20 protein-coding genes are annotated in these 21,980 nt (G+C 71.6%); 7 read left to right on the top strand and 13 right to left on the bottom strand.

Going from position 1 to position 21,980, the window contains the following annotated elements; genetic code table 11:
- The 5 genes from ACI6PP_RS13485 to ACI6PP_RS13465 all read left to right on the top strand — a co-directional run.
- The coding region (locus ACI6PP_RS13485; protein WP_421112114.1) for a PfkB family carbohydrate kinase at positions 1 to 420 on the top strand (420 nt) is incomplete at its 5' end.
- A gap of 49 nt (positions 421 to 469) precedes the next feature.
- On the top strand, positions 470 to 1,378 hold the full coding sequence (locus ACI6PP_RS13480; protein WP_421112113.1) for an alpha/beta fold hydrolase: 909 nt from the start codon (positions 470 to 472) through the stop codon (positions 1,376 to 1,378).
- Positions 1,379 to 1,425: 47 nt separating this feature from the next.
- Complete coding sequence (locus ACI6PP_RS13475) at positions 1,426 to 2,685, top strand: EAL and HDOD domain-containing protein (protein ID WP_421112112.1); 1,260 nt, start codon at positions 1,426 to 1,428, stop codon at positions 2,683 to 2,685.
- Between the two features lie 11 nt (positions 2,686 to 2,696).
- Positions 2,697 to 3,344, top strand: coding sequence for a spermidine synthase (locus ACI6PP_RS13470; protein ID WP_421112111.1), 648 nt, complete (start codon positions 2,697 to 2,699; stop codon positions 3,342 to 3,344).
- Positions 3,345 to 3,365: 21 nt separating this feature from the next.
- A complete protein-coding gene (locus ACI6PP_RS13465; RefSeq protein WP_421112110.1) occupies positions 3,366 to 4,760 on the top strand; it encodes a class II fumarate hydratase in 1,395 nt (464 codons plus the stop codon).
- Positions 4,761 to 4,884: 124 nt separating this feature from the next.
- Here ACI6PP_RS13465 and ACI6PP_RS13460 read toward each other — a convergent pair whose 3' ends face one another.
- The 9 genes from ACI6PP_RS13460 to ACI6PP_RS13420 all read right to left on the bottom strand — a co-directional run bounded on the left by ACI6PP_RS13460 (position 4,885) and on the right by ACI6PP_RS13420 (position 15,090).
- Positions 4,885 to 5,619 carry a hypothetical protein gene (locus ACI6PP_RS13460; protein WP_421112109.1) on the bottom strand — a complete coding sequence of 245 codons (735 nt, stop codon included), beginning with the start codon at positions 5,617 to 5,619 and terminating at the stop codon, positions 4,885 to 4,887.
- A gap of 194 nt (positions 5,620 to 5,813) precedes the next feature.
- Complete coding sequence (locus ACI6PP_RS13455; protein ID WP_421112108.1) at positions 5,814 to 7,199, bottom strand: DUF2079 domain-containing protein; 1,386 nt, start codon at positions 7,197 to 7,199, stop codon at positions 5,814 to 5,816.
- Between the two features lie 35 nt (positions 7,200 to 7,234).
- The gene (locus ACI6PP_RS13450; protein ID WP_421112107.1) at positions 7,235 to 7,945 is read right to left on the bottom strand and encodes an aggregation-promoting factor C-terminal-like domain-containing protein; all 711 of its coding nucleotides are present in this window, start codon (positions 7,943 to 7,945) and stop codon (positions 7,235 to 7,237) included.
- Between the two features lie 117 nt (positions 7,946 to 8,062).
- Positions 8,063 to 9,253, bottom strand: coding sequence for an ABC transporter ATP-binding protein (locus ACI6PP_RS13445; protein WP_421112106.1), 1,191 nt, complete (start codon positions 9,251 to 9,253; stop codon positions 8,063 to 8,065).
- Between the two features lie 7 nt (positions 9,254 to 9,260).
- Positions 9,261 to 10,256, bottom strand: coding sequence for a carbohydrate ABC transporter permease (locus ACI6PP_RS13440; protein WP_476712935.1), 996 nt, complete (start codon positions 10,254 to 10,256; stop codon positions 9,261 to 9,263).
- A gap of 3 nt (positions 10,257 to 10,259) precedes the next feature.
- Positions 10,260 to 11,210 (bottom strand): carbohydrate ABC transporter permease, encoded by a 951-nt coding sequence (locus ACI6PP_RS13435; RefSeq protein WP_421112105.1) that lies wholly within the window; start codon positions 11,208 to 11,210, stop codon positions 10,260 to 10,262.
- Entirely contained in the window at positions 11,207 to 12,517 is a 1,311-nt protein-coding gene (locus ACI6PP_RS13430) for an extracellular solute-binding protein (RefSeq protein WP_421112104.1), read from the bottom strand. The genes ACI6PP_RS13435 and ACI6PP_RS13430 overlap by 4 nt, the downstream gene beginning before the upstream one ends.
- A gap of 125 nt (positions 12,518 to 12,642) precedes the next feature.
- Positions 12,643 to 13,950, bottom strand: a complete 1,308-nt coding sequence (locus ACI6PP_RS13425; RefSeq protein WP_421112103.1) for a PhoH family protein — start codon at positions 13,948 to 13,950, stop codon at positions 12,643 to 12,645.
- Positions 13,951 to 14,328: 378 nt separating this feature from the next.
- Positions 14,329 to 15,090 carry an isoprenyl transferase gene (locus ACI6PP_RS13420; protein WP_421112115.1) on the bottom strand — a complete coding sequence of 254 codons (762 nt, stop codon included), beginning with the start codon at positions 15,088 to 15,090 and terminating at the stop codon, positions 14,329 to 14,331.
- Between the two features lie 103 nt (positions 15,091 to 15,193).
- Here ACI6PP_RS13420 and trhA point away from each other — a divergent pair, with 103 nt between their 5' ends.
- Positions 15,194 to 15,898: a PAQR family membrane homeostasis protein TrhA gene (trhA, locus tag ACI6PP_RS13415; protein WP_421112102.1), complete on the top strand. Its 705-nt coding sequence runs from the start codon at positions 15,194 to 15,196 to the stop codon at positions 15,896 to 15,898.
- Here trhA and ACI6PP_RS13410 read toward each other — a convergent pair.
- Together ACI6PP_RS13410 and ACI6PP_RS13405 are read right to left on the bottom strand one after the other, a co-directional pair.
- A complete protein-coding gene (locus ACI6PP_RS13410; protein WP_421112101.1) occupies positions 15,891 to 17,873 on the bottom strand; it encodes a thioredoxin domain-containing protein in 1,983 nt (660 codons plus the stop codon). The genes trhA and ACI6PP_RS13410 overlap by 8 nt on opposite strands.
- 78 nt (positions 17,874 to 17,951) lie before the next feature.
- A complete protein-coding gene (locus tag ACI6PP_RS13405) occupies positions 17,952 to 19,034 on the bottom strand; it encodes a Fic family protein (RefSeq protein WP_421112100.1) in 1,083 nt (360 codons plus the stop codon).
- A 189-nt stretch (positions 19,035 to 19,223) separates the two neighbouring features.
- Between ACI6PP_RS13405 and ACI6PP_RS13400 the strand changes: the two genes are divergently transcribed.
- Positions 19,224 to 19,682: a VOC family protein gene (locus ACI6PP_RS13400; protein ID WP_421112099.1), complete on the top strand. Its 459-nt coding sequence runs from the start codon at positions 19,224 to 19,226 to the stop codon at positions 19,680 to 19,682.
- Positions 19,683 to 19,712: 30 nt separating this feature from the next.
- Here the strand turns inward: ACI6PP_RS13400 and ACI6PP_RS13395 are convergent, their stop codons facing one another.
- Positions 19,713 to 21,320 (bottom strand): MFS transporter, encoded by a 1,608-nt coding sequence (locus tag ACI6PP_RS13395; RefSeq protein WP_421112098.1) that lies wholly within the window; start codon positions 21,318 to 21,320, stop codon positions 19,713 to 19,715.
- Positions 21,317 to 21,973 (bottom strand): TetR/AcrR family transcriptional regulator, encoded by a 657-nt coding sequence (locus ACI6PP_RS13390; RefSeq protein ID WP_421112097.1) that lies wholly within the window; start codon positions 21,971 to 21,973, stop codon positions 21,317 to 21,319. Before ACI6PP_RS13390 ends, ACI6PP_RS13395 begins: the two co-directional genes overlap by 4 nt.
- Between the last annotated feature and the right edge of the window lie 7 nt (positions 21,974 to 21,980).

Here is a 21,980-nt window from a genome sequence, read left to right as displayed (position 1 = left end):
CGCCGCCGCGTCGACGCCCTGCTCGAGACGGCCAGCATCTGCAAGCTCAGCGACGAGGACGTCGCCGACCTCGGAGAGACGCCCGACTCCCTCGCCGAGCGGGCCCTGGCCGACGGCACGCGCCTCGCGCTGCTCGTCGTCACCTTCGGCGGCGACGGCGCCCTGCTCGTGTCGCGCGACGCCCGGGTGCGCGTCGAGGTGCCCCCCATCGAGATGGCCGACACCATCGGCGCCGGCGACTCGTTCATGGCGGCGATGCTGGCCGGCGTCCTGCACCGGGGCTGGCAGGGTCGCGAGACCTTCGACGCCGACGAGCTCACCACGCTCGGCGAGCTGGCCGTCACCGCCGCGGCGATCACCTGCTCGCGGCACGGCGCCGACCCGCCGCGCAGCGCCGAGCTGCCCTCCCTGCGGGCGTAGTACCCGCGGGTAACATGGAGGCCGACCACGTCGACCTCAGGAGGCACCGGTGCCCGAGAAGACCGCCACGCTGACGTCCGGCGTCGAGATCTGCCACGAGACCTTCGGCGACCCGTCCGACCCCACGATCCTGCTCGTGATGGGTCTGGGCTGCCCCATGAACTGGTGGCCGGTCGACTTCTGCGAGGCGCTCGTCGCCGAGGGCTACCACGTGGTGCGGTTCGACAACCGCGACACCGGCCGCTCGACGCGCTTCTCCGGCCACCGCGTGCGTCGCTCCGACGTCGTCAAGGCGTTCGCCGGCCGCCGGGTCGACGTGCCGTACGGGCTGCCCGACATGGCCGACGACGGCTTCGGGCTGCTCGACGCGCTCGGTGTCGACCGGGCCCACGTCGTGGGCGTCTCGATGGGCGGCATGATCGCCCAGACGATGGCGATCGCGCGACCCGACCGCGTCCTGTCCCTCACCTCGATCATGTCGACCACGGGCAACCGCCGCGTGGGCTGGCAGCACCCACGCCTGCTCGCGGGACTGCTCAAGCCCGTCGGTCGCACCCGTGACGAGTACGTCGCCCGCTCGCTCTACACCGCCAAGGCGATCGGCTCGCCCGGCTGGGACGTCGACGAGGAGATGGTGCTCGCCCGCGCCGGCGAGACCTTCGACCGCGGCTGGAGCGGCAGCGGCGTCCTGCGCCAGATGCTGGCCATCCTCACCCAGGTCGACCGCACCCCGGCCCTGCGCCGCCTCGACGTGCCCGCGTGCGCCGTCCACGGCCTGGCCGACCCGATGGTCCACTCCTCGGGCGGGCGCGCCACGGCGGGCGCCATCCCCGGCGCCGAGCTCGTCACCATCCCCCGGATGGGCCACGACATGCCCGCCGCCACCCGCCGCACGCTCGTCGAGGCCGTGGTGCGCACGGCGCGCCGGGCGCACGACCGCGAGCCGCGACGCGCCTGATCCCTCAGGTCGCGCGCGTCTCTGCCGATCAACGCCCGGTGAGGAGCATGCGCAGGACCGGGAGCCCCACGCCGCTCGTCTCGTCCGAGGTCGTCGTCGGGCGCCAGCCGATCGTCGACGCCACGGGCGCCGTGACCGGCTACGAGCTGCTCTACCGGCTCGCCGGCCCCGAGGCCGTGCGCCCCGGCGGCGACCAGATGACCACGCACGTCGTGCTGAGCGCCCTGTCGCTCGGCCTGGACCTGCTGGCCGGCGACCTGCTGGTGTTCTGCAACGTGGGGCGTGGGGTCGTCGAGGGCCACCTCGCCATGCCGCTGCCCCCGCGCAGCACCGTGGCCGAGCTGCCGACGCCTCACCGCGTCACCCCCGTCGAGGTCGCCGGCTGCCGGCGCCTCCGCGAGCAGGGCTACCAGGTCTCGCTCGACGGCTTCGTGTGGTCCGACGGCGTCGAGGACCTGCTGGCGCTCGCCGACTTCGCCAAGATCGACCTGCTGGACACCCCCGAGGACGAGCTGGGAGCGCTCGTCCGCCGCTGCCACGAGCACGGCGTGCGCGCGGTGGCCACCAAGGTCGAGTCGGACCAGGCCCTCGACCTGGCGCGGGCCCACGGCTTCGACCTGTTCCAGGGGTACGGGGTCGAGCGTCCCGGGGTCGTCGGCTCCGACGGTGCCGGGCCCAGCGACGCCGGTCGCGTCCAGCTCGCCACCATGCTGCTCACCACCGAGCTGGACAGCGCGGAGCTGGAGTGGGTCGTCGGCCACGACGCGGTCCTCGCCCACGACCTCGTGCGTCTCGCCGGCGTCGACCCGACCGGCGGCCTGGCCCGCAGCGTCGCGTCGCCGCAGGCCGCGATCCGGATGCTCGGCACCGTCCGCTCGCGTCAGTGGGCCTGCCTGCTGATCCTGGAGCGCTGCTCCGGCGGCGCGCTCGACGGGCTGCTCACCGCCGTGCAGCGCGCGCGGATGTGCGAGGAGCTGGCCCGGTCACGGGGGCTCCCCCGCGCCCACCTCGCGTTCGCCGCCGCCGTCCTGTCGGCCCTCGACGCCCTCGCCGGCCTCGACCCCGCCGAGGTGTCGGCGGTCGTCGACCTCGACCGCACCGTCGGCGACGCCGTCCTGCTCGACCCGTGGGCGCCGCTGGTCCGGCTCGCCCGCGAGGTGGGAGACCACCAGCGGCGCGTGCAGGTCGCGGTCTCGCCCCTGGTCGCCCTCACCGACGAGCTCGACCTCGCCAGCTCGGCGGCGTACGCCTGGTCCACCGCCCACCTGAGCGCGCTCGGACCGCGCCGGCCGCACGGGAGGTCGTAGGGTCCGGGTCCATGGACCTGTCCGACGACGGCCGCGCGAGCCTGCGCACCCGCGCCGACGGCGCCGTCGAGCTGCGCGTCAACGGCGTCTTCGTGATGGACGACCAGGAGACGTCGTCCGAGCGGCTGCTCGCGCGCGCCGTGCTCGACGCCGCCGACGACCCGTCCACCGTGGTGGTGGGCGGCCTGGGCCTCGGCCACACGCTGCGCGAGCTGCTGGCCGACGAGCGGGTGCGGCGCGTCGTCGTCGCCGAGATCGAGCCGGCCGTCGCCCGGTGGATGCGCGAGGGACGGGTGCCCGGCCGCGACCTGCTCGACGACCCTCGCACCGACCTGCGCGTCGGCGACGTCCGCGACGTGGTCGCCTCGCTGCCGGAGACGTCGGTCGACGCGGTGCTGCTCGACGTCGACAACGGCCCGGACTTCCTGGTGCTCGACGCGAATGCCGCCGTCTACGGCGTGCCGTTCCTGGCCACCTGCGTCGCGCGGCTGCGTCCGGGCGGGGTGCTGTGCATCTGGTCGATGGCTGACTCCCCCGCTCTGCGCGACGCGCTGGCGCAGGTGTGCGACGACGTCGCGGCCGACCGCGTCCCCGTCCGGCTGCAGGGGCGCGAGGAGGCGTACTGGCTGCTGCGGGGACGGGCACCGCGCGGCTCGTGACCGGGCGATAGCCTCGGGGCCATGAGCGCTGAGACGGAGTACCGCATCGAGCACGACACCATGGGCGAGGTCCAGGTGCCCAAGGACGCCCTGTGGCGGGCCCAGACCCAGCGGGCGGTGGAGAACTTCCCGATCTCGGGCAGCCCGATCGAGTCGCAGCACATCCGCGCGCTCGCCCAGGTCAAGGCCGCGTGCGCCACCGCCAACGCCGAGCTCGGCGTGCTCGAGCAGGACATGGCCGACGCCATCGTCGCCGCGGCCGACGAGGTCGCCTCGGGCAAGCACGACGGCGAGTTCCCGATCGACGTCTTCCAGACCGGCTCGGGCACCTCGTCCAACATGAACACCAACGAGGTGCTCGCGACGCTGGCCACCCGCAGCCTCGGCCGCGACGTCCACCCCAACGACCACGTCAACGCCAGCCAGTCCAGCAACGACGTCTTCCCGACCTCGATCCACGTGGCCGCCACCGCCGCCACGATCCAGCAGCTCGTCCCGGCGCTGGAGCACCTCGCGGCGTCGTTCGAGCGCAAGGCCGACGAGTTCGCCGAGGTGGTCAAGTCCGGCCGCACCCACCTGATGGACGCCACGCCCGTCACCCTCGGCCAGGAGTTCGCCGGCTACGCCAAGCAGATCCGCCGCGGCGTCGAGCGCGTCGAGTCGTCGCTGCCGCGCGTCGCCGAGGTGCCGCTGGGCGGCACGGCCGTCGGCACCGGCATCAACACCCCGATCGGCTTCCCGCAGCGCGTCATCGAGCTGCTCGCCGAGCGCACCGGTCTGCCGCTGACCGAGGCCGAGGACCACTTCGAGGCCCAGGGCGCCCGCGACGGCATCGTCGAGCTGTCGGGGCACCTGCGCACCGTCGCGGTGTCGCTCACCAAGATCTGCAACGACCTGCGCTGGATGGGATCGGGCCCGCGCACCGGCCTCGCCGAGATCCACCTGCCCGACCTGCAGCCCGGCTCGAGCATCATGCCCGGCAAGGTCAACCCGGTCCTGTGCGAGGCGACCCTGATGGTCGCCGCCCAGGTCATCGGCAACGACGTCACCGTCACCACGGCCGGTGCCGGCGGCAACTTCGAGCTGAACGTCATGCTGCCCGTCATCGCCCGCAACGTGCTCGAGTCGGTGCGCCTGCTCGCCAACAGCTCGACGGTGCTCGCCGACCGCTGCATCGACGGCATCACCGCCGACGTCGAGCGCGCCCGCGAGTACGCCGAGTCCTCGCCGTCCGTCGTCACCCCGCTCAACAAGTACATCGGCTACGAGACCGCCGCGAAGGTGGCCAAGAAGTCCGTCGCCGAGCGCAAGACCATCCGCGAGGTCGTCGTCGAGATGGGCCTCGTCGACGGCACCACCCTCACCGAGCAGCAGCTCGACGACGCCCTCGACGTCCTCTCCATGACCCACCCCTGACCCACCCCGTCCCGCTGGCCCCACCCCACGCCCGCCCTGACGCCGAGTGGCGCAAAAACGGGGTCGACACGCGCGGTCGACCCCGTTTTCGCGCCACTCGGTACGGGTTCTGCGCCACTCGGCGTCAGCGGCGCGGGGTGGTCCCCGGGTCGGACGGGTCGTGGCGTGCGTGGGCTGCGTCCCGCTCGGCGCGTTTGCGGCGACGGTCGACCTCGCCGAGCGCCACGAACAGGGCGATGGCGACCGGCCCCCACCACTTCCACGACGAGACGAGCGCATCCACCCAGCCGGGCGCGTCGAGGTCGGGCAGGTCCCAGTCGGGCAGCAGGCCCCAGAGCCAGCCGAACGGGTCGGGGATCCACGAGAGGTCGATCGACGGCAGCCAGTCCGGCGGCGAGAGGTCGACGTCGAACCGCGGGAGCAGGGCACGCAGCAGCGCCCCGATGCCGAGCACCGACAGCAGCACCCCTGCACCCGAACCGCCGACGTGCCGGACGACGACGAACCAGGGATGAGCGTCGGCGTAGTCGTCCAGGCGCGCCCCGACGGTCCCGCGGGGCGGGCGGAGGCGGCTGGCTCGCCGGTCCTGCAGCAGCTCGCTGAGGTCGTCGCTCGAGGTGTCGTCCTCCGGTGGCACCAGCCGCGCCGCGGAGATCCGCCCCGGGTGGACGGGCTCGACCTCGACGCCGGTGCCGTCGTCGCAGCGCAGGACGGTCTTGGACCACGTCGACGATTTGTCGTCGACCACCTCGCCGTCGACGCGCAGCTGCAGACGTCGACCCCTCCCGTCGCGGACGACCGCCGTCTCCAGCCGGCGGCCGTCGACGTCGATCCAGTGCCACTTCGCCCCGTCGCTCATGCGGCCACGCTAGGGAGCCCGGGCGGGTGGCGGCCACGGCCGAAAGACCAGAGGTGCCGTCGTCCGAAAGACGCACCCGCGGCACCGTTCCCGGCTCGCCGAGTGGCGCACATTCGTGCTCAACCGGCGCAAGATCGGGCTGGATCATGCGTGTCGACCCCGAGCTTGCGCCACTCGGCGGGTGGGGGCGGGGGTCAGGAGGGGAGGCGACGGGCGACGAGGAAGCCGCCGTCGTCGAGGACCTGCTCGTAGCGGGTGCCGGGGTGCTGCTGCTCGGCGTAGGCGACGACGTCGGGCTGCTGGCTCCACCCGCCGCCGAGGGTGTCCACCAGGACGTAGTCGGGCACCGCGTCGCCCACCGTCCCCGTCCAGTAGACGGTGCGGTCGGACGTGAGGTGGGTGATGAGGCCGATGTCGGTCTCGACGCTGGAGCCCGGCGGGATCGCGTCCAGCGCCGCGCGGGCGGACGCGGCGCGCGGCGACTCCTGCCAGGTGGCGGGGTCGAACAGGGCCTTGACGGGCAGCTGCAGGCACATCACCAGGGCCACCGCGGTGGCCACCGCCGGCACCTGCGACGCGTAGGTGCGCAGCCAGTCCGGTCCATCGCCGGACCGTAGACGCACGACCGCGTCGATCATCGCGCAGAACACGATCGGCATCAGCACGAGCGAGTAGTGCCACTCGATGCCCCAGTAGTAGGGGTTGTCGCCGACGAACCGCCACAGGAGCGTCGGCCCGGCCACCAGCACCCACGGCGACCGCAGCGCCAGGAACCCGGTGACGCCGAGCGTCACCAGCACGGTCACCACCTTGGTGCCGACGTCGGTGAACAGCACCGTCAGCGGGCCCGGGCCGGCGTCGACTCCCCCACCGGCGCCCACCACGCCGAGGTAGTCGTAGGTGCCCTGCGGGTTCATCGCCGGGATCAGCACGAGCAGGACCAGCACGAACCCGACGGCCCCGGCGACCGCGACGCCCGCCCCGACCCGACGCGCACCCGACAGCACGAGCACCACGCCGACGGCCACGACGGTGACGCCGAGGTCCTCCTTGACGAGCAGCAGGGGCAGCGTCCAGGCCGCGACGCGGACCCACTGCCGACGGACGTACGCGGACCCCGCGAGCGCCAGCATCGGCGCGGCGAACGCGACCTCGTGGAAGTCGACCAGGACGGCGGCCTGGACGCCGAACGACAGCCCGTACGCGACCCCGACGAACGGCCCGGCGACCCGTCCGAGGTGCTCGATCGCCAGCCGCGTGACGACGACGGCCGACGCCGCGACCAGCAGCGCCTGCGCCACCAGCAGGGTCGCGCCGTCGGGGAACACGGCGTAGAGCGGGGCCACGAGCGCCGTGATGGGCGAGAAGTGGTCACCGAGGATGTTGTAGCCCGGGCCCTTGATGTCGACGATCGGGGCGCCGAGCGAGGCGTAGCCCCTGATCGCCTGCTCGAAGATCGCGTTGTCCCACGACGGCGTGTCGAAGCGCCGGTAGCGCGTCAGCGAGATGGCGGCGTAGACGACCGCGAGGACGGCCCCCAGGCCGTACGCGACGGCGTCGCCACGAGTCGGTCGTCGCACCCGGCCAGTCTGCCAGGGTGCGCGCAGCGAGGCGCTCAGTACCAGTTGTTGCCGCGCTTGAACGAGTCGGCCGCGCACGGGCTGCCGTAGCGCGCGTCGATGTACTTCAGGCCCCAGCGGATCTGCGTGACGGGGTTGGTCGCCCAGTCCGCGCCCTCGGAGGCCATCTTGTTGCCGGGCAGGGCCTGCGGGATGCCGTAGGCACTCGACGTCGGGTTGTCGGCGTCGACGCGCCAGTTGCTCTCGCCGACCCACAGGTCGTCCAGGCAGGAGAACTGGTCCTCGCCCCAGCCGAAGTCGCCGAGCAGCTTCTTGGCGAGGTCCTTGGGGTCCGAGGTGTCGACCTTCGAGGTCTCAGTCACGACGGGCGCCTCGGTGGTGGCCGAGGCGGTGGCTTTCTCGGCGGCCTGCTTGGCCTGGTCGAGGGACGGACGCGCCGCGTCGCGCGACGTCTGCGTGGTGGCGGCGTCGTCACGACCGGCGAGGTCGACCGCTCCGAGGTCGCTCGCGGCGACGTCGGCGCTGGCGGCCTGCGTGCTGCCGCTCGTCATGGCGGCCTGGGTGCCCAGCACGGCGCCGGCGGCCAGGACGCCGCCCACCGCCGTCACGGCGACGACGCGTCCGCCGACGGCCGGCGACGGGAGGTCGAGGAGGGTGTCACAGACGCGGTCGCGGGTGCGCTCGTAGGTGCTCTGTCCGCGGTGCCGGGCGGCAGCGTGCCGTCCGGCCGGTGCGTTCTGGGGCACGGTCGGTGAACCTCGCGGGGGCGTAGAGGGTGCGATGACGGGGTGTGGTGTGCCGAAGGCACGAAGGGCCAGGATGCAACGACCCTCGCGCAGGGTCAACCTGGCGTGACCGACGCCTCAGGCGTCGGCGGGCTCCTTCTTCGCGGCGAGGGTGAGGTTCTCCCCCGTCTCGGGCACGAACAGGTGCAGGCGCGTCGTGTCCATCACGAGCTCGAACGGGCGTCCGGGCTTCAGGTTGCTCTCCGCGTCGAGCGACACCACGATCTGGTGGCGGGACGACTCGCCGTCGAGGTCGGCCTCGAGCTCGGCGAGCTTCTCGGCGACGGCCGGCGGTGCGTCGAACGGGATGTAGGCGTACTGCTCGTTGCCGAGCCACTCGACCACGTCGACGTCGGCGGTGAAGGTGACGCCGCGGTCCTTGACCTTGTCGTCGGCGAGCGACGCGTCGGCGAAGTGCTCGGGACGCACGCCGGCGATGAGCAGCTCGTGGCCCTCGACCTTGGCCCGGGTGGCGGCGTCCAGCTCGACGCTGGCAAAAGGCAGCTCGATGCGACCGTCCTTGACCTCGGCCGGCATGAAGTTCATCGGCGGCGAGCCGATGAAGCCCGCGACGAACAGGTTCACCGGGGCGTCGTAGAGCTCGCGCGGGGTGGCGCACTGCTGGAGGATGCCGCGCTTGAGCACCGCGACCCGGTCGCCCAGCGTCAGCGCCTCGGTCTGGTCGTGCGTGACGTACACGGTGGTGACGCCGAGCGTCTTCTGCAGGCGCGAGATCTCGGTGCGCATCTGGCCGCGCAGCTTGGCGTCGAGGTTCGACAGCGGCTCGTCGAACAGGAACGCCTTGGCGTCGCGGACGATCGCGCGTCCCATCGCGACGCGCTGCCGCTGGCCGCCCGACAGGTTGCCGGGCTTGCGCTCGAGGTGCTCGTCGAGCTCGAGGGTCTTGGACGCCGCCCGCACCTTCTCGTCGATCTCGGCCTCGCTGTGCTGGCCCTTCTGCAGGCGCAGCGGGAACGCGATGTTCTCGTAGACCGTCAGGTGCGGGTAGAGCGCATAGTTCTGGAACACCATGGCGAGGTCGCGATCGCGCGGCGCCTTGTCGTTGACGCGGTCGCCGTCGATGATCATGTCGCCGGAAGTGATGTCCTCCAGGCCGACGATCATCCGCAGCAGCGTCGACTTCCCGCAGCCCGACGGGCCGACCAGGATCATGAACTCGCCGTCGGCGATGTCGATGCTGACGTCGTTCACGGCCGGGAAGCCGTCGCCGTACTTCTTGACGATGTTCTTCAGCTCGATGGCAGCCACTGGCGGATCAACCCTTCACTGCGCCGGAGGTCAGGCCGGCGACGATCTTGCGCTGGAACAGCATGACGAGGATGAAGATGGGGATGGTGACGACGACCGACGCCGCGGCGATCGCGGCCACCGGGGTGTCGAACTGCGACGCACCGGTGAAGAACGCCAGCGAGGCGGGCACCGGGATCGAGTCGGTGGTCGAGCTCAGCGAGATGCCGAACACGAAGTCGTTCCACGCGAAGAAGAAGGTGATGATGGCCGCGGTGAACACGCCCGGCGCGGCCAGCGGCACGATCACCTTGCGGAACGCCTGCCACGACGTGGCGCCGTCGACCTGGGCGGCCTGCTCCATCTCCCACGGGATCTCGCGGAAGAACGCCGACAGGATCCAGATCGACATCGGCAGCGTGAACGACAGGTACGGGATGATCAGGCCGAGCCACGTGTCGTAGATGCCGAGCGTGCGCCACATGTCGAACAGCGGACCGACCAGCGCCACCACCGGGAACATGGCGATGGCCAGGGCGAGCGACAGCACGGCCTTCTTGCCGCGGAAGTCGAGCCGCGCGATCGCGTAGGCGGTGAACGTGGCCAGCACGACCGAGACGGTGGTGGCGATGGCGGCGATGCCGAACGAGTTGATCAGCGCCCGCTGGAACAGCTCGAAGCTGAACACCGTGCGGTAGTTGACGAACGAGGGGTCCTGCGGCAGGAAGCCGCCGGCGTTGATGTCGGACGTGCCGTTCTTGAACGACAGCGCCACGAGCCACACGACGGGCGTGAGCGTGAACAGCATGACGAGCATCGCGCCGACCAGCGAGGCCATCGAGAAGCCGGGCTTGGCCTTGTCCATCAGCAGCCCGACGACGCCCGCGAGCACGAAGATCGACCCGACGATCATGAACAGCCACAGGTCGGGACGCTCGATCACGAGCAGCCCCCAGGCGGCGAACAGGAGCCCGATGACGATCGAGACCCCGGACCACCTCTGACGTTCCTTCAGCGGAGTCATGGCTCAGTCACCCCTCGCCTGGCTCAGGTCGACCCTGAAGCCCTTCATGAGCACGTAGGCCACGATCAGCACGAACAGGAACAGGAGCACCGACATCGCCGAGCCGAGGCCGAGCTCGACCCGCTGGATCATCGCGTTGTAGACGAGCATCGACGGCGACGAGGTGCCGTTGGCGCCGGCGGTCATGATGAAGATGTTGTCGAAGATGCGGAACGCGTCGAGCGCGCGGAACAGCACCGCGACCATGATCGCCGCACGCATGCTCGGCAGGATCACCTTGCGCAGCCGCTGCCAGGCGGTGGCGCCGTCGACCTTGGCCGCCTCGATCATGTCCTCGGGCACCTGGGCCAGGCCGGCCAGCAGGAGCAGCGAGATGAACGGCGTGGTCTTCCAGATCTCGGCCAGGCAGACGATGAGCAGCGAGCTGCTGAAGCCGTCGAAGACGTTGGTGGAGGTGTCCAGGCCCAGCCAGGTGGGCGCGAACCCCGACCCGGTCTGGAACGCGAACAGCCAGGCGTAGCCCGAGACCACGGTGATGATGCCGTAGGGCACCAGGATCGAGGTGCGGACGATGCCGCGCGCGAACACGATGCGGTGCATCACCATCGCGAAGGCGAAGCCGATGACCAGCTCGACGGCCACGGTGAAGACCATGATGCCGACCGCGACGCCCACCGAGCGCCACCACAGCGGGTCGCTCAGCACGACCCCGTAGTTCTGGAACCAGATCAGCTCGCGGCCGTCGGGGTCGGTGAGGCGGTAGCTGAACAGCGACAGGTACAGCGCGCGCAGCATCGGCCACGCGGTGACCAGCAGCATGATCGCCACCGCCGGGCCGGCCAGCTTCCAGCCCAGCGCGTTCTCGGCGCGGGCGCGGTCGCTGCGCTGCGGCTTGGCCTTCTTGGCCGGGGTGGACCCGCCGGCCTGCGTCGTCGGTGCCGTCGTGGTGCTCACAGCAGGGCCCTGCCCTTCAGGACGTCCTCGATGTACTTCTGCGACCGGGCGGGCGTCGTGTCGGGGTTCACCGTGCGCGGCGAGTGCCACGACGAGACCAGCGCGGCGCTGATGTCGGTCCAGTAGGGGGTCAGCGGACGCGGGGCGGCGTCCTCGATGCTCTGCCGCCACAGGTCGGCCATCGGGTAGGCCGCGACGAGCTCGGGGTCGCTGTAGACCTGCTCGAGCGCGGGCTGGTTGCCCGAGTTGAGCGCGTACGACTTCTGGCTCTCGGGCGAGGTCAGGCACTCGACGGCGGCGTACGACTGGTCGGGGTGCTGGGAGAACGCCGAGACGGCCAGGTTGATGCCGCCGAGCGGGGGACGGCTCTCCTCGCCCTCGACGACCTCGGGGTACTTGGCCCAGCCGATGTCGTCGCGGATGGCGTCGACCGTGGGGTCGGTGTAGACGTACTCCCAGTTGACCATGAAGGCGCCGTTGTCGGCCGCGAAGCCGGCGACGGACTGGGTCTCGTCGGCGTTGGGCAGGCCGGGGTTGGCGGCGCCGGAGTCGACGAGCTCCTGGACGACGGTGGCGGCGTCGCGCCCGGCCTTGCTGTCGACGCCGATCTTGGCGTCCTGCCCGGCCTCGACGTCGGACACGATCGAGCCACCGGCCGAGGTGATCAGGGCGTTGAGCCAGACCGCGTAGCCCTCGTAGCGACGGGCCTGGACCTGCACGGTGGTGTCGGTGGACGCGGCCGCGTCGATGACCTGCTTCCAGGTGACCGGCTGCGTCATGTCGAGCCCGGCCCGCTCGGCGACCGACTTGCGGTACCAGAGCACCTGCGTGTTGGACCACAGCGGGACGGCGACGAGCCGGTCCTCGAAGGTGGCCGAGTCGAGCGCACCCTTGAGCACGCCCTCGGTGAACCGGGTCTGGTCGGCCTGCGGGATCGGGGCCAGGAACTTGGCGTTGGCGAACTCGCCGGTGAAGGCGGGGTCGAGGCTCATCAGGTCGATCGAGTCGTCACCGGCCGCGAGGCGGCGGACCAGCTGCTCGCGCTGCTGCGAGGCGTCGTTGGGCAGCAGCTCGACGTCGATGTCGTACGCGCCGCCGGACTCCTCGGAGCACTTCTGCGCCAGCGCCGCCTGCCCGCCCTTGGACGGGTCGAGGTTGCCGACGTCGGGGTTGATGTACCAGGTGAGGCTGGTGGGCCCGTCGCTGCTGCCGCTGCCGCCGCACGCGGCCAGGGCGAGGGACGCGACGAGCGCTCCCCCGACGGCGAGCGCCACCGAGCGCGTCCTGCGCCGGACCGTCGAAGCCAAGGTGTCTCCCCCGTGCAGCTGTGAGTCGTGCCTGGTGTGACTGATGTGACAGAACACTTTCACACCGCGCCGACAGGCGCGCGACGGCACCCGCGCGGTGGGACGCGGGTGCCGTCGCGGACGGCCTACAGCGTGACGTCCTCCAGCATCTCCGTGACCAGTGCGGCCACGGGCGAGCGCTCGGAGCGGGTGAGGGTGACGTGGGAGAACAGCGGGTGTCCCTTGAGCTTCTCGACCACCGCGACGATGCCGTCGTAGCGGCCCACGCGGAGGTTGTCGCGCTGGGCGACGTCGTGGGTGAGGACGACCTTGGAGTTCGCGCCGATGCGCGACAGCACCGTCAGGAGCACGTTGCGCTCCAGCGACTGCGCCTCGTCGACGATGACGAACGCGTCGTGCAGCGAGCGTCCGCGGATGTGGGTGAGGGGCAGGACCTCGAGCATGCCGCGGTCCATCACCTCGTCCATCACGTCGCTCGACGCGACGGCGCCGAGGGTGTCGAACACCGCCTGCGCCCAGGGGCCCATCTTCTCGGACTCGCTGCCGGGCAGGTAGCCGAGCTCCTGGCCGCCGACGGCGTAGAGCGGGCGGAACACCACGACCTTCTTGTGCTGGCGGCGCTCCATCACCGCCTCGAGGCCGGCGCACAGGGCGAGTGCGGACTTGCCGGTGCCCGCGCGCCCACCCATCGACACGATGCCGATGTCGGGGTCGAGCAGGAGGTCGAGGGCGACCCGCTGCTCGGCCGAGCGTCCGTGCAGCCCGAACGCCTCGCGGTCGCCGCGGACGAGCCGCACCTGCTTGTCGGGGGTGACGCGCCCGAGTGCGCTGCCCTTGTCGGACAGCAGCACGAGCCCGGTGTGACAGGGCAGGTCGCGGGCCTCGGGGAGGTCGACGACGGCCGAGTCGTACAGCGCGTCGACGACGCCCGAGGGCACCTCGAGCTCCTGCATGCCGGTCCAGCTCGCCTCGACGGCCAGCTCGGCGCGGTACTCCTCCGACGTCAGCCCCACCGCCGACGCCTTGACGCGCATCGGCAGGTCCTTGGAGACGAGCGTGACGTCGTGGCCCTCGTCGGCGAGGTTCTTGGCGACCGACAGGATGCGGGTGTCGTTGTCGCCGATCCGGAAGCCCGACGGCAGCGACGACGGGTCGGTGTGGTTGAGCTCGACGCGCACGGTGCCGCCGTGGTCGCCGATGGGCAGCGGACGGTCGAGCGCGCCGTGCTGGACGCGCAGCTCGTCGAGCAGCCGCAGGGCGGAGCGGGCGAAGTACCCGAGCTCGGGATGGGCGCGCTTGCCCTCCAGCTCGGTGATGACCACGACCGGGACGACGACCTCGTGCTCGTCGAAGCGGTGGAGTGCGCCGGGGTCGGCCAGCAGGACGCTGGTGTCGATGACGTAGGTGCGACGCTGGGCCTTCGATGCAACCACGTGGAGCTCCTCACGGACCACGCACGCCACCCGCGCCCGGTCCTGTTCAGTCGTGCTGACGGACCGGTGCTGCGACCGAGGACCCGGGGGCGGGCCCCCTCGTGACGGGCACGCGCGGCGACGATCCTCGTGGATCGCGCTCGTGGTGCATCTGGCCTCCCGGACCGACGGGCTTCCCCACCCGTCGACCCGCCCAAAGTACGACCGACGCGCCGCCCGCGGGGGGAGGTCGCGCGCGTGTCGTGTGAACGTCAGGTGACGGGAATGCGGCGCATCCAGTGGGCCCGCGGCGCCCGGCTGACGAGGCGCGTCGGCGAAGGCGAACTGGTCTTGTTCGTCGAGGCCGGCAGCAACGCGGTCAGGCGGGATGCCACGGGTTCACTGCCCGTAACGCCGTTCGCGGGCGGCGTACGCCCTGAGAGCGCGGAGGAAGTCGACGCGGCGGAAGGCGGGCCACAGGGCCTCGCAGAAGTAGTACTCGCTGTGCACGCTCTGCCACAGCAGGAACCCCGAGAGCCGCTGCTCGCCCGAGGTGCGGATGACGAGGTCGGGGTCGGGCTGGCCCTTGGTGTAGAGGTGGTCGGCGATGTGCTCGACGTCGAGGTCCTCGGCGACGTCGGCCAGCGTGCGCCCGGCCTCGGCCTGCTCGTGCAGCAGCGAGCGGACGGCGTCGGCGAGCTCCTGGCGTCCGCCGTAGCCGACGCAGATGTTGACGGTCATCGCGTCGACGTCGGAGGTCGACTCGGCCGCGACCTTCAGACGGGCGGCACTGCCCTCGGGGAGCAGGTCCATGTTGCCGATGATGCGCAGCGGCCAGCCGCGACGCTCGGCGAGCGCGTCGACGAGGTCCTCGATCACCTTGAGCAGCGCGTCCAGCTCGGCGCGGGGACGGGCGAGGTTGTCGGTGGACAGCAGCCACAGGGTGACGACCTCGACGTCGAGCTCCTCGCACCAGCCGAGGAAGTCGACGATCTTGTCGGCGCCGGCCTGGTAGCCGTCGGTGACGTCGGTGCGGGCGCCCTTGGCCCAGCGACGGTTGCCGTCGACGATGGCTCCGACGTGGCGAGGCAGCTGCGCGGGATCGAGCTTGCGCTGGAGGCGTCGCTCGTACACGCTGTACGCCAGGTCGCGGACACCCATCGTGCCCTCCTCTCCGTCGCCGTCCTGCACTGTGACCGTCACGACGGGTCACCCTCGTCACGGTCGCCCCCCGGGAGGGGGTCCTGCTGGCTAGGCTCGCCCCATGGACACCCGCGACAGCAGCCCCGACCTCGCAACGGAGGTCGGCGATCGCATCCGCGAGGTCGCCCGCGAGATCAAGCCTCACCTACGCGGATGGTTGCACGCCGGGACGTGGCCGCTCGCGCTGGCGGCCTTCATCGTACTGATCGTGCTGTCCCCCGGCGCGGTCAACAAGATCGGCGCGGCGGTGTTCATGGTGACGTCGCTGCTGCTGTTCGGCGTCAGCGCCGTGTACCACCGCGGCACCTGGCAGCCGCGGGCGCACGACGTCCTCAAGCGCTGGGACCACGCCAACATCTTCCTGCTGATCGCGGGCTCCTACACCCCGTTCAGCCTGCTGCTCCTGCCCGAGCGCGAGGCGACGGTGCTGCTGTCGGTGGTGTGGGGCGGTGCGATCCTCGGCGTGTTCTTCCGGGTGTTCTGGGTGGGCGCGCCCCGCTGGCTCTACGTGCCGATCTACGTCGGTCTCGGCTGGGTGGCGGTGATCTACACCGGCGACTTCGTGGCCAACGGGTCGACCGCCGTGATCGTGCTGATGTTCGTCGGCGGCGGCCTGTACTCCCTGGGCGGCCTGGTCTACGGGATCAAGCGCCCCAACCCGTCCACCACCTGGTTCGGGTTCCACGAGGTCTTCCACGCGCTCACCGTCGCCGCGTTCGTCAGCCACTACGTCGGCGTCTCGATCGCGGCCTACTCGCTCAGATGACGAGGTCCGCGGCGTCCGTCACCGGTCGCCGGCACACGAACGAGCGGCAGACGTAGGCGGCGGGCCGACCGTCGACGACGTCGCGTCCCTCGAACAGCGGCACGTCCAGTCCGGGCTCGCCGGCCACCACCACCGCGCCGGGTGACGCGGACGCGAGCGCGGCGCGGTGCAGCACGTCGCGCTCCGGCCCGGCGGGACCGACGACGGCGACCTCCACCGGTCCGGCGATCAGGGCCTCGGCGGCGGCCATCGTCCAGCCGCCGAAGCGCGGTGCCTGGGTGACGACGCCCGCCGCGGACGAGACGGCGGCCTCCGCCGCAGCCGCGTGACGCGCGCTGCCCGTGACGGCGGCGTAGGCGACGAGCGCCGCCGCGGCGGCCGACGTGCCCGACGGGCTCGCGTTGTCGGACACGTCGCGCGGACGCATGACCAGCGCCTCGGCGTCGGACGCGGTGTCGTGCAGGACGCCGTCGTCGTCGGCGAACTTCTCCAGCACGGCGTCGAGCAGCGAGCCCGCCCGGTCGAGCCACACGGCGTCGCCGGTGACGCCGAGGACGGCGACGTAGGCCTCGGCCACGCAGCCGTGGTCCTCCAGCACGCCGGCGTTGGTCCCTGCACGCCCGTGGCGCGACGTGCGCAGCAGCGAGCCGTCGTCGCGGGTGTGGACGGTGGCCAGCAGGTCGGCCGCGGCCACCGCGGCCTCGGTGAACCGCGGCTCCTCCAGCAGGGTGCCGGCCTCGGCCAGGGCGGTGATCGCCAGGCCGTTCCAGGCCGCGACCACCTTGTCGTCCCACGCCGGCGCGGTCCGCTCCGCACGGGCGTCCAGGAGCCGGCGACGGACGTCGGCCCAGCGCGGGTCGTCGTCGGGGTCGGCGAGCAGCTGCAGCGTGGACTGGCCGTGCTCGAAGGTCCCGGGGTCGGTCACCTCGAGCAGGGACGCGGCCCACGCGCCGTCGTCCTCGCCCAGCACCTCGCGCAGCTGCGCCGGCGTCCAGACGTAGAAGGCCCCCTCGACGCTGTCGGTGTCGGCGTCGAGGGCGGACGCGAACCCGCCCTCGTCGGTGCGCATGCCGTCGAGCAGGAAGGACGCCGTCTCGTGCGCGACGCGGCGGGCGAGCGGCGAGCCGCTCTGGCGCCACAGGTGCAGGTACACGCGCAGCAGGAGCGCGTTGTCGTAGAGCATCTTCTCGAAGTGCGGCACCCGCCAGTAGCGGTCGACGCTGTACCGCGCGAACCCGCCGGCCAGCTGGTCATACATGCCGCCGCGGGCCATCGCGTCAGCCGTGTGCTCGGCCATCGCGAGCGCGTCGGACGAGCCGGTGCGGTGGGCGTAGCGCAGCAGCGCCTCGAGCACCATGCTCGGCGGGAACTTGGGGCTGCCGCCGAACCCGCCGGCCTGGGCGTCGTACTGGGTGGCCAGCGCACGCACGGCCGCGTCCAGCTCGGGCTCTCCCACCGCCGACCCGGGCGCGTCGCCCAGCGACGACAGGTGCGTGACGACGTCCGCCCCGATCCTGTCGACCTGCTCGCGCTTGGTCTGCCACGCGTCGGCCAGCGTCGCGAGCACCTGCGAGAACGCCGGCATCCCCTGCCGCGGCTCCCGCGGGAAGTAGGTGCCCGCGAAGAACGGCTCACCCGCGGGCGTCAGCACGCAGGTCATCGGCCAGCCGCCCTGACCGGTCATCGCCTGGGTGGCCTTCATGTAGACCGCGTCGACGTCGGGTCGCTCCTCGCGGTCGACCTTGACGTTGACGAAGTGCTCGTTCATGTAGTCCGCGGTCGCCTGGTCCTCGAACGACTCGTGCGCCATCACGTGGCACCAGTGGCACGCGGCGTACCCGACGCTCAGCAGCACCGGCACGTCCCGCCGCCGGGCCTCGGCGAACGCCTCGTCGCCCCACTCCCGCCAGTCGACGGGGTTGTCGGCGTGCTGGAGGAGGTACGGGCTGGTGGCGTCGGCGAGCCGGTTGGGCATCGGGTGGTCCTTCGGCGTCGGGGCGTGGGCGGTCCTCCCACCCAACACCGCCCAGGCGCGAGCGCATCCCCGACGGGATCACTCGGGTCGCGTCAGCACCTCCAGGAACTCATGGTTGACGAAGAGGATCTCCCTACCGAGCTTGAGGTCCCGGAGCACTCCCGCCTCCACCAGCGCGTGCAACCAGGACGACGCGGTCTGGCGTGAGACGTCGCATCGCTCGACGACCGTGTTGATCCGGCAGTAGGGCTGCTCGAACAAGACGGCCAGGAAGCGCGCGTCCCGCCCGCCCGGAGTCGCCGTACGAGCCCGCTCAGAGATCTCCTCCTGACATGCGCGGATGGAGCCGATCTTTCGTGTCGTCGACGTCGCGGAATCGTGGACGGCCTCGAGCATGTAGAGGATCCAGTCGATCCAGGCGCCCTCGGCCGTCACCGCTCGTAACAGCCTGTAGTAGTCGTTCTTGCGGGCGATGATGGCGCGAGAGAGATAGAGAATGGGATCGCGCAGCAGGCCCGCCTCGATGAGCATCAGGATGTTGATGACGCGGCCCGTGCGCCCGTTCCCGTCGTGGAACGGGTGGACCGCCTCGAACTGGTAGTGGGCCAACGCCATGCGCACCAGGGGGTCGAGGTCGTCCTCGGCATGGACGAAGCGCTCCCACGCCGAGAGCTTGTCGCTGATCAGTGCCGCCCCCTCGGGTGGCGCGTAAACGATCTCCCGCGTGCTCGGGTTCGCGATTCGCGTGCCCGGTACCGCGCGAACGGCCATCTCCCGACCTTGCAGCTCGGAGCAGATTCGAGCAGCCGTCGCGGCCGTGAGCGGCCGGTTCCTGATCGACTCGACGCCGACGAACAGCGCCGTCCGGTAGCGCAGAGCCTCCTTGGTGGCGTGGTCGCCCCCTCCGGAGTCCACGTGCTTGAACAACTCGTCCGCCGTGGTCACGATGTTCTCGATCTCCGAGCTCGCCTGCGCCTCGAGCAGCGGAACCGCGTGGATCAGGACGTGGGGGTTCGGCAGCAGCTGGCCGGCCTGGGCGAGCGTGGCCAGCGCGGCCCGGGCCTCGACCGTGGCCTTGAGAACGCGTTTGGGCTCGAGGTCGAGGCCCGGCGGGGGTAGTGGCGGCAGGTCGTCGAAGGGAGCGTCGGGACTCCAGGACATTCGTCATCTCCTTCAACACATCCGCGCGACATGTTAACAAAGTCGCATTAACTTAACACGTTCTCGAGACAGGTCGAAGCAGGTGACAGGTTCGCACGGGCGACGACGGCACAGATCATCGCCAGCCGGTCGGCCGTCGTATCGCGAGACGGGTTCTTCGGCGTCCGGGCGTGCTGCAGCATCAGGCCCATGACCGATCTCGACCTCACCCGGCTCTGGCGCGAACGCACGTCGTCCGAGGGGCAGCCGCCGCGCGTGCTCATCCGCGTCTTCGTCTGGCCCGACGACCTCGGCGACGCGATCGACTTCTACGAGGAGCTGCAGGGCGTCCGGGCCGATGCAATCTTCCCGTACCCCGAGGTCGGCCTCTCGCTGGCGATGGTCGGTTCGTTCCTGGTCGTCTCCGGCACCGACGAGGCGTTGGTGCCGTTCCGCTCCACCACGGGCACGCTGCTGGTGGACGAGGTGCAGCCCTACCGCGACCGCCTGGTCGCGGCGGGTGGACGCATCGTCAAGCCGCTGCACGAGGTGCCCACCGGCTCGGGGCTCACCGTCGAGCACCCCGACGGCACCGTCGTCGAGTACGTCCAGCACCGCCCCACCGCCGCGGAGCGGGACGACGAGGGCCCGGCCACCGCGTCGCGGTGACCGGGCCCCGGTCGGGTTCTGGGTGCTGCGTCAGCCCACGTGCACCTGCGGCGAGTCCGGGCCGTCGGTGGCCAGCTCCTCGTGCTTGACGTTGAGGAACGCCCAGATCGCGGCCGAGCCGATCGCGATCAGCACCGCGCCGACGAGGAACGCGGCCGTGGCGCCCTCGGTGAAGGAGCCGACGAACGCCAGGCCCTCGGCACCCTGGCGCGGGAGGCCCTGGGCGGTGAGGTCACGGACGAGGTCGGCCTTGGTGCCCGACGCGAAGTGCACCGAGACGGTACCGAGGATGGCCAGGCCGAGCGCGCCGCCGACCTGCTGCATCGTGTTGAGCACGCCCGAGCCGATGCCGGAGTCCTCGGCGCGCAGGTGGTGCACCGCCGTCAGCGTGAGCGGGACGAAGACCGCGCCCATGCCGACCGACATCAGCATGATGAACGGGAAGATCGACGCCCAGTAGTTGACGCCGTCGCCGAGGTTGCCGTTCGCGCCGAGCGCCAGCAGGTCGGACGCACCGGTCGGCACCGAGAGCCGGGAGAACCCGAACAGGGCGCCGGCCGCCATCAGGGTGCCGGTGCCCGCGATGAAGCGGGGGTCGATCCGGTTGACCAGGTTCGACGACAGGCCGGCGCCGATGACGATGCCGAACGAGAACGGCAGGAAGGCGAAGCCGGTGTGCAGCGGGCTGTACCCGACCACGAGCTGGATGAACAGGCTGAGGAAGTAGAACATCGCGAACATCGCGGCCGGCACGAGCATCATCACGCCGAAGCTGGTGGCGCGGGTGCGGTTGGCGAAGACCCGGGTGGGGAGCAGCGGGTGCTTCACGCGCGACTCCACGACGGCGAAGACGACGAGCAGCACGACGCCGGCGATGATCGAGGCGATCGTCCAGGTGTCGCCCCAGCCGTAGGCGGCGTCGCCGGCGCGGCTGAAGCCGTAGACCAGGCCGAGCAGGCCGAGCGAGCCGGTGATGGCGCCGGGGACGTCGAGCTCACCGGGGTGCGACTCGGACTCGTTGAGGAAGCGCGGAGCCAGGAACGCGGCGACCAGGCCGATGGGGACGTTGATCAGGAACGTCAGGCGCCAGCCTTCGAGGCCGAAGACCGGGTCGAGGCCCGTGAGCCAGCCACCCAGGATCAGGCCGACGGCCGCACCGGCGCCGGACATCGCGGCGTAGACGGCGAACGCACGGTTGCGGGCCGGGCCCGCGGGGAACGTGGTGGCGATCAGCGCGAGCGCGGCGGGCGACGCGAGCGCGGCACCGAGGCCCTGGAGGCCACGGGCGCCGAGCAGGAGCGCCTCGTTCTGGGCAGCACCCCCGAGCAGCGACGCGACGGCGAACACGGTGAGCCCGATCATGAAGACGCGGCGGCGGCCGTAGAGGTCACCGAGGCGTCCGCCGAGCAGGAGCAGACCGCCGAACGCCAGGGCGTAGCCCGTGACGATCCAGGTCAGGTTGGCGTCGTCGATGTTCAGGTCGGCGCCGATGAAGGGAAGGGCGATGTTGGCGATCGAGGCGTCGAGCACCACCATCAGCTGCGCCATGGAGATCAGGACGAGGGCCCACCCGAGGTGGAGCTTCCTCTCGGGTGGGGCGACGTCGGCCTGGGCCGCGTCGTTGGCGATGTCGGTCATGTGAGGTCTTCCTGGTTCATGGGACCCGAGGCGGGGTCTGCCTGGGAGGACTGCCCGACGACGGCGGCGGGCAGGATGATCTGGTCGATGACGGTGGTGACGAAGGCGGCGTCGGGGATCTCGCCGAGCAGGAACCGGCGGTGCAGGACGATGCCCGGCAGCGCCTGCGCGACGAGGTCGAGGTCGAGGTCGGCGCGGACCTCCCCGCGGGCCCGGGCACGCTCGAAGATCGAGGTGGTGAGGGCGACCTTGGGGCCGACGAAGTCGTGGCGGAATGCCGTGGCGAAGTCCTCGTCGCGCGCGATGGCCGTGATGACGCTGGCCAGCACCCGGATCTGACGCTGGTCGGTGAGCCCGCCCATGCCGCAGAACGTGGCGAGCAGGTCACCGCGGAGGGTGCCGGTGTCCGGCAGCTCGGCGGGCTCCTTCTGCGACAGCAGCGCGTCGATGACGAGCGACGACTTGCTGCTCCACCGGCGGTACAGGGTGGCCTTGGACGCCCGGGCCGCCGAGGCGACCGCGTCCATCGTCAGGCGGTCGTAGCCGACGTCGGACAGGACGTCGAGCGTCGCGTCGAGGATCTCCTGCTCACGGTCGCCCTCGACCCGCGGCCGGGCCACGGGAGCGGCCGTGTCGGCGGACCCTGCAGTCATGGTCGTT

The sequence above is a fragment of the Solicola agrisoli genome, from assembly GCF_049059935.1.
Lineage (GTDB): Bacteria > Actinomycetota > Actinomycetes > Propionibacteriales > Nocardioidaceae > JAURVT01.
The sequence above is the reverse complement of the archived record's forward strand: the minus strand, read 5'-3'. Positions and strand labels throughout refer to the sequence as shown.

What these genes read in the sequence shown, in the direction of transcription:
- ACI6PP_RS13475 (WP_421112112.1), top strand. Translation starts at nt 1,426, where the DNA reads ATGCGCAGGACCGGGAGCCCCACGCCGCTCGTCTCGTCCGAGGTCGTC.
- ACI6PP_RS13470 (WP_421112111.1), top strand. Translation starts at nt 2,697, where the DNA reads ATGGACCTGTCCGACGACGGCCGCGCGAGCCTGCGCACCCGCGCCGAC.
- ACI6PP_RS13465 (WP_421112110.1), top strand. Translation starts at nt 3,366, where the DNA reads ATGAGCGCTGAGACGGAGTACCGCATCGAGCACGACACCATGGGCGAG.
- ACI6PP_RS13460 (WP_421112109.1), bottom strand. Translation starts at nt 5,619, where the DNA reads ATGAGCGACGGGGCGAAGTGGCACTGGATCGACGTCGACGGCCGCCGG.
- ACI6PP_RS13440 (WP_476712935.1), bottom strand. Translation starts at nt 10,256, where the DNA reads ATGACTCCGCTGAAGGAACGTCAGAGGTGGTCCGGGGTCTCGATCGTC.
- ACI6PP_RS13420 (WP_421112115.1), bottom strand. Translation starts at nt 15,090, where the DNA reads ATGGGTGTCCGCGACCTGGCGTACAGCGTGTACGAGCGACGCCTCCAG.
- trhA (WP_421112102.1), top strand. Translation starts at nt 15,194, where the DNA reads ATGGACACCCGCGACAGCAGCCCCGACCTCGCAACGGAGGTCGGCGAT.
- ACI6PP_RS13410 (WP_421112101.1), bottom strand. Translation starts at nt 17,873, where the DNA reads ATGCCCAACCGGCTCGCCGACGCCACCAGCCCGTACCTCCTCCAGCAC.
- ACI6PP_RS13405 (WP_421112100.1), bottom strand. Translation starts at nt 19,034, where the DNA reads ATGTCCTGGAGTCCCGACGCTCCCTTCGACGACCTGCCGCCACTACCC.
- ACI6PP_RS13400 (WP_421112099.1), top strand. Translation starts at nt 19,224, where the DNA reads ATGACCGATCTCGACCTCACCCGGCTCTGGCGCGAACGCACGTCGTCC.
- ACI6PP_RS13395 (WP_421112098.1), bottom strand. Translation starts at nt 21,320, where the DNA reads ATGACCGACATCGCCAACGACGCGGCCCAGGCCGACGTCGCCCCACCC.
- ACI6PP_RS13390 (WP_421112097.1), bottom strand. Translation starts at nt 21,973, where the DNA reads ATGACTGCAGGGTCCGCCGACACGGCCGCTCCCGTGGCCCGGCCGCGG.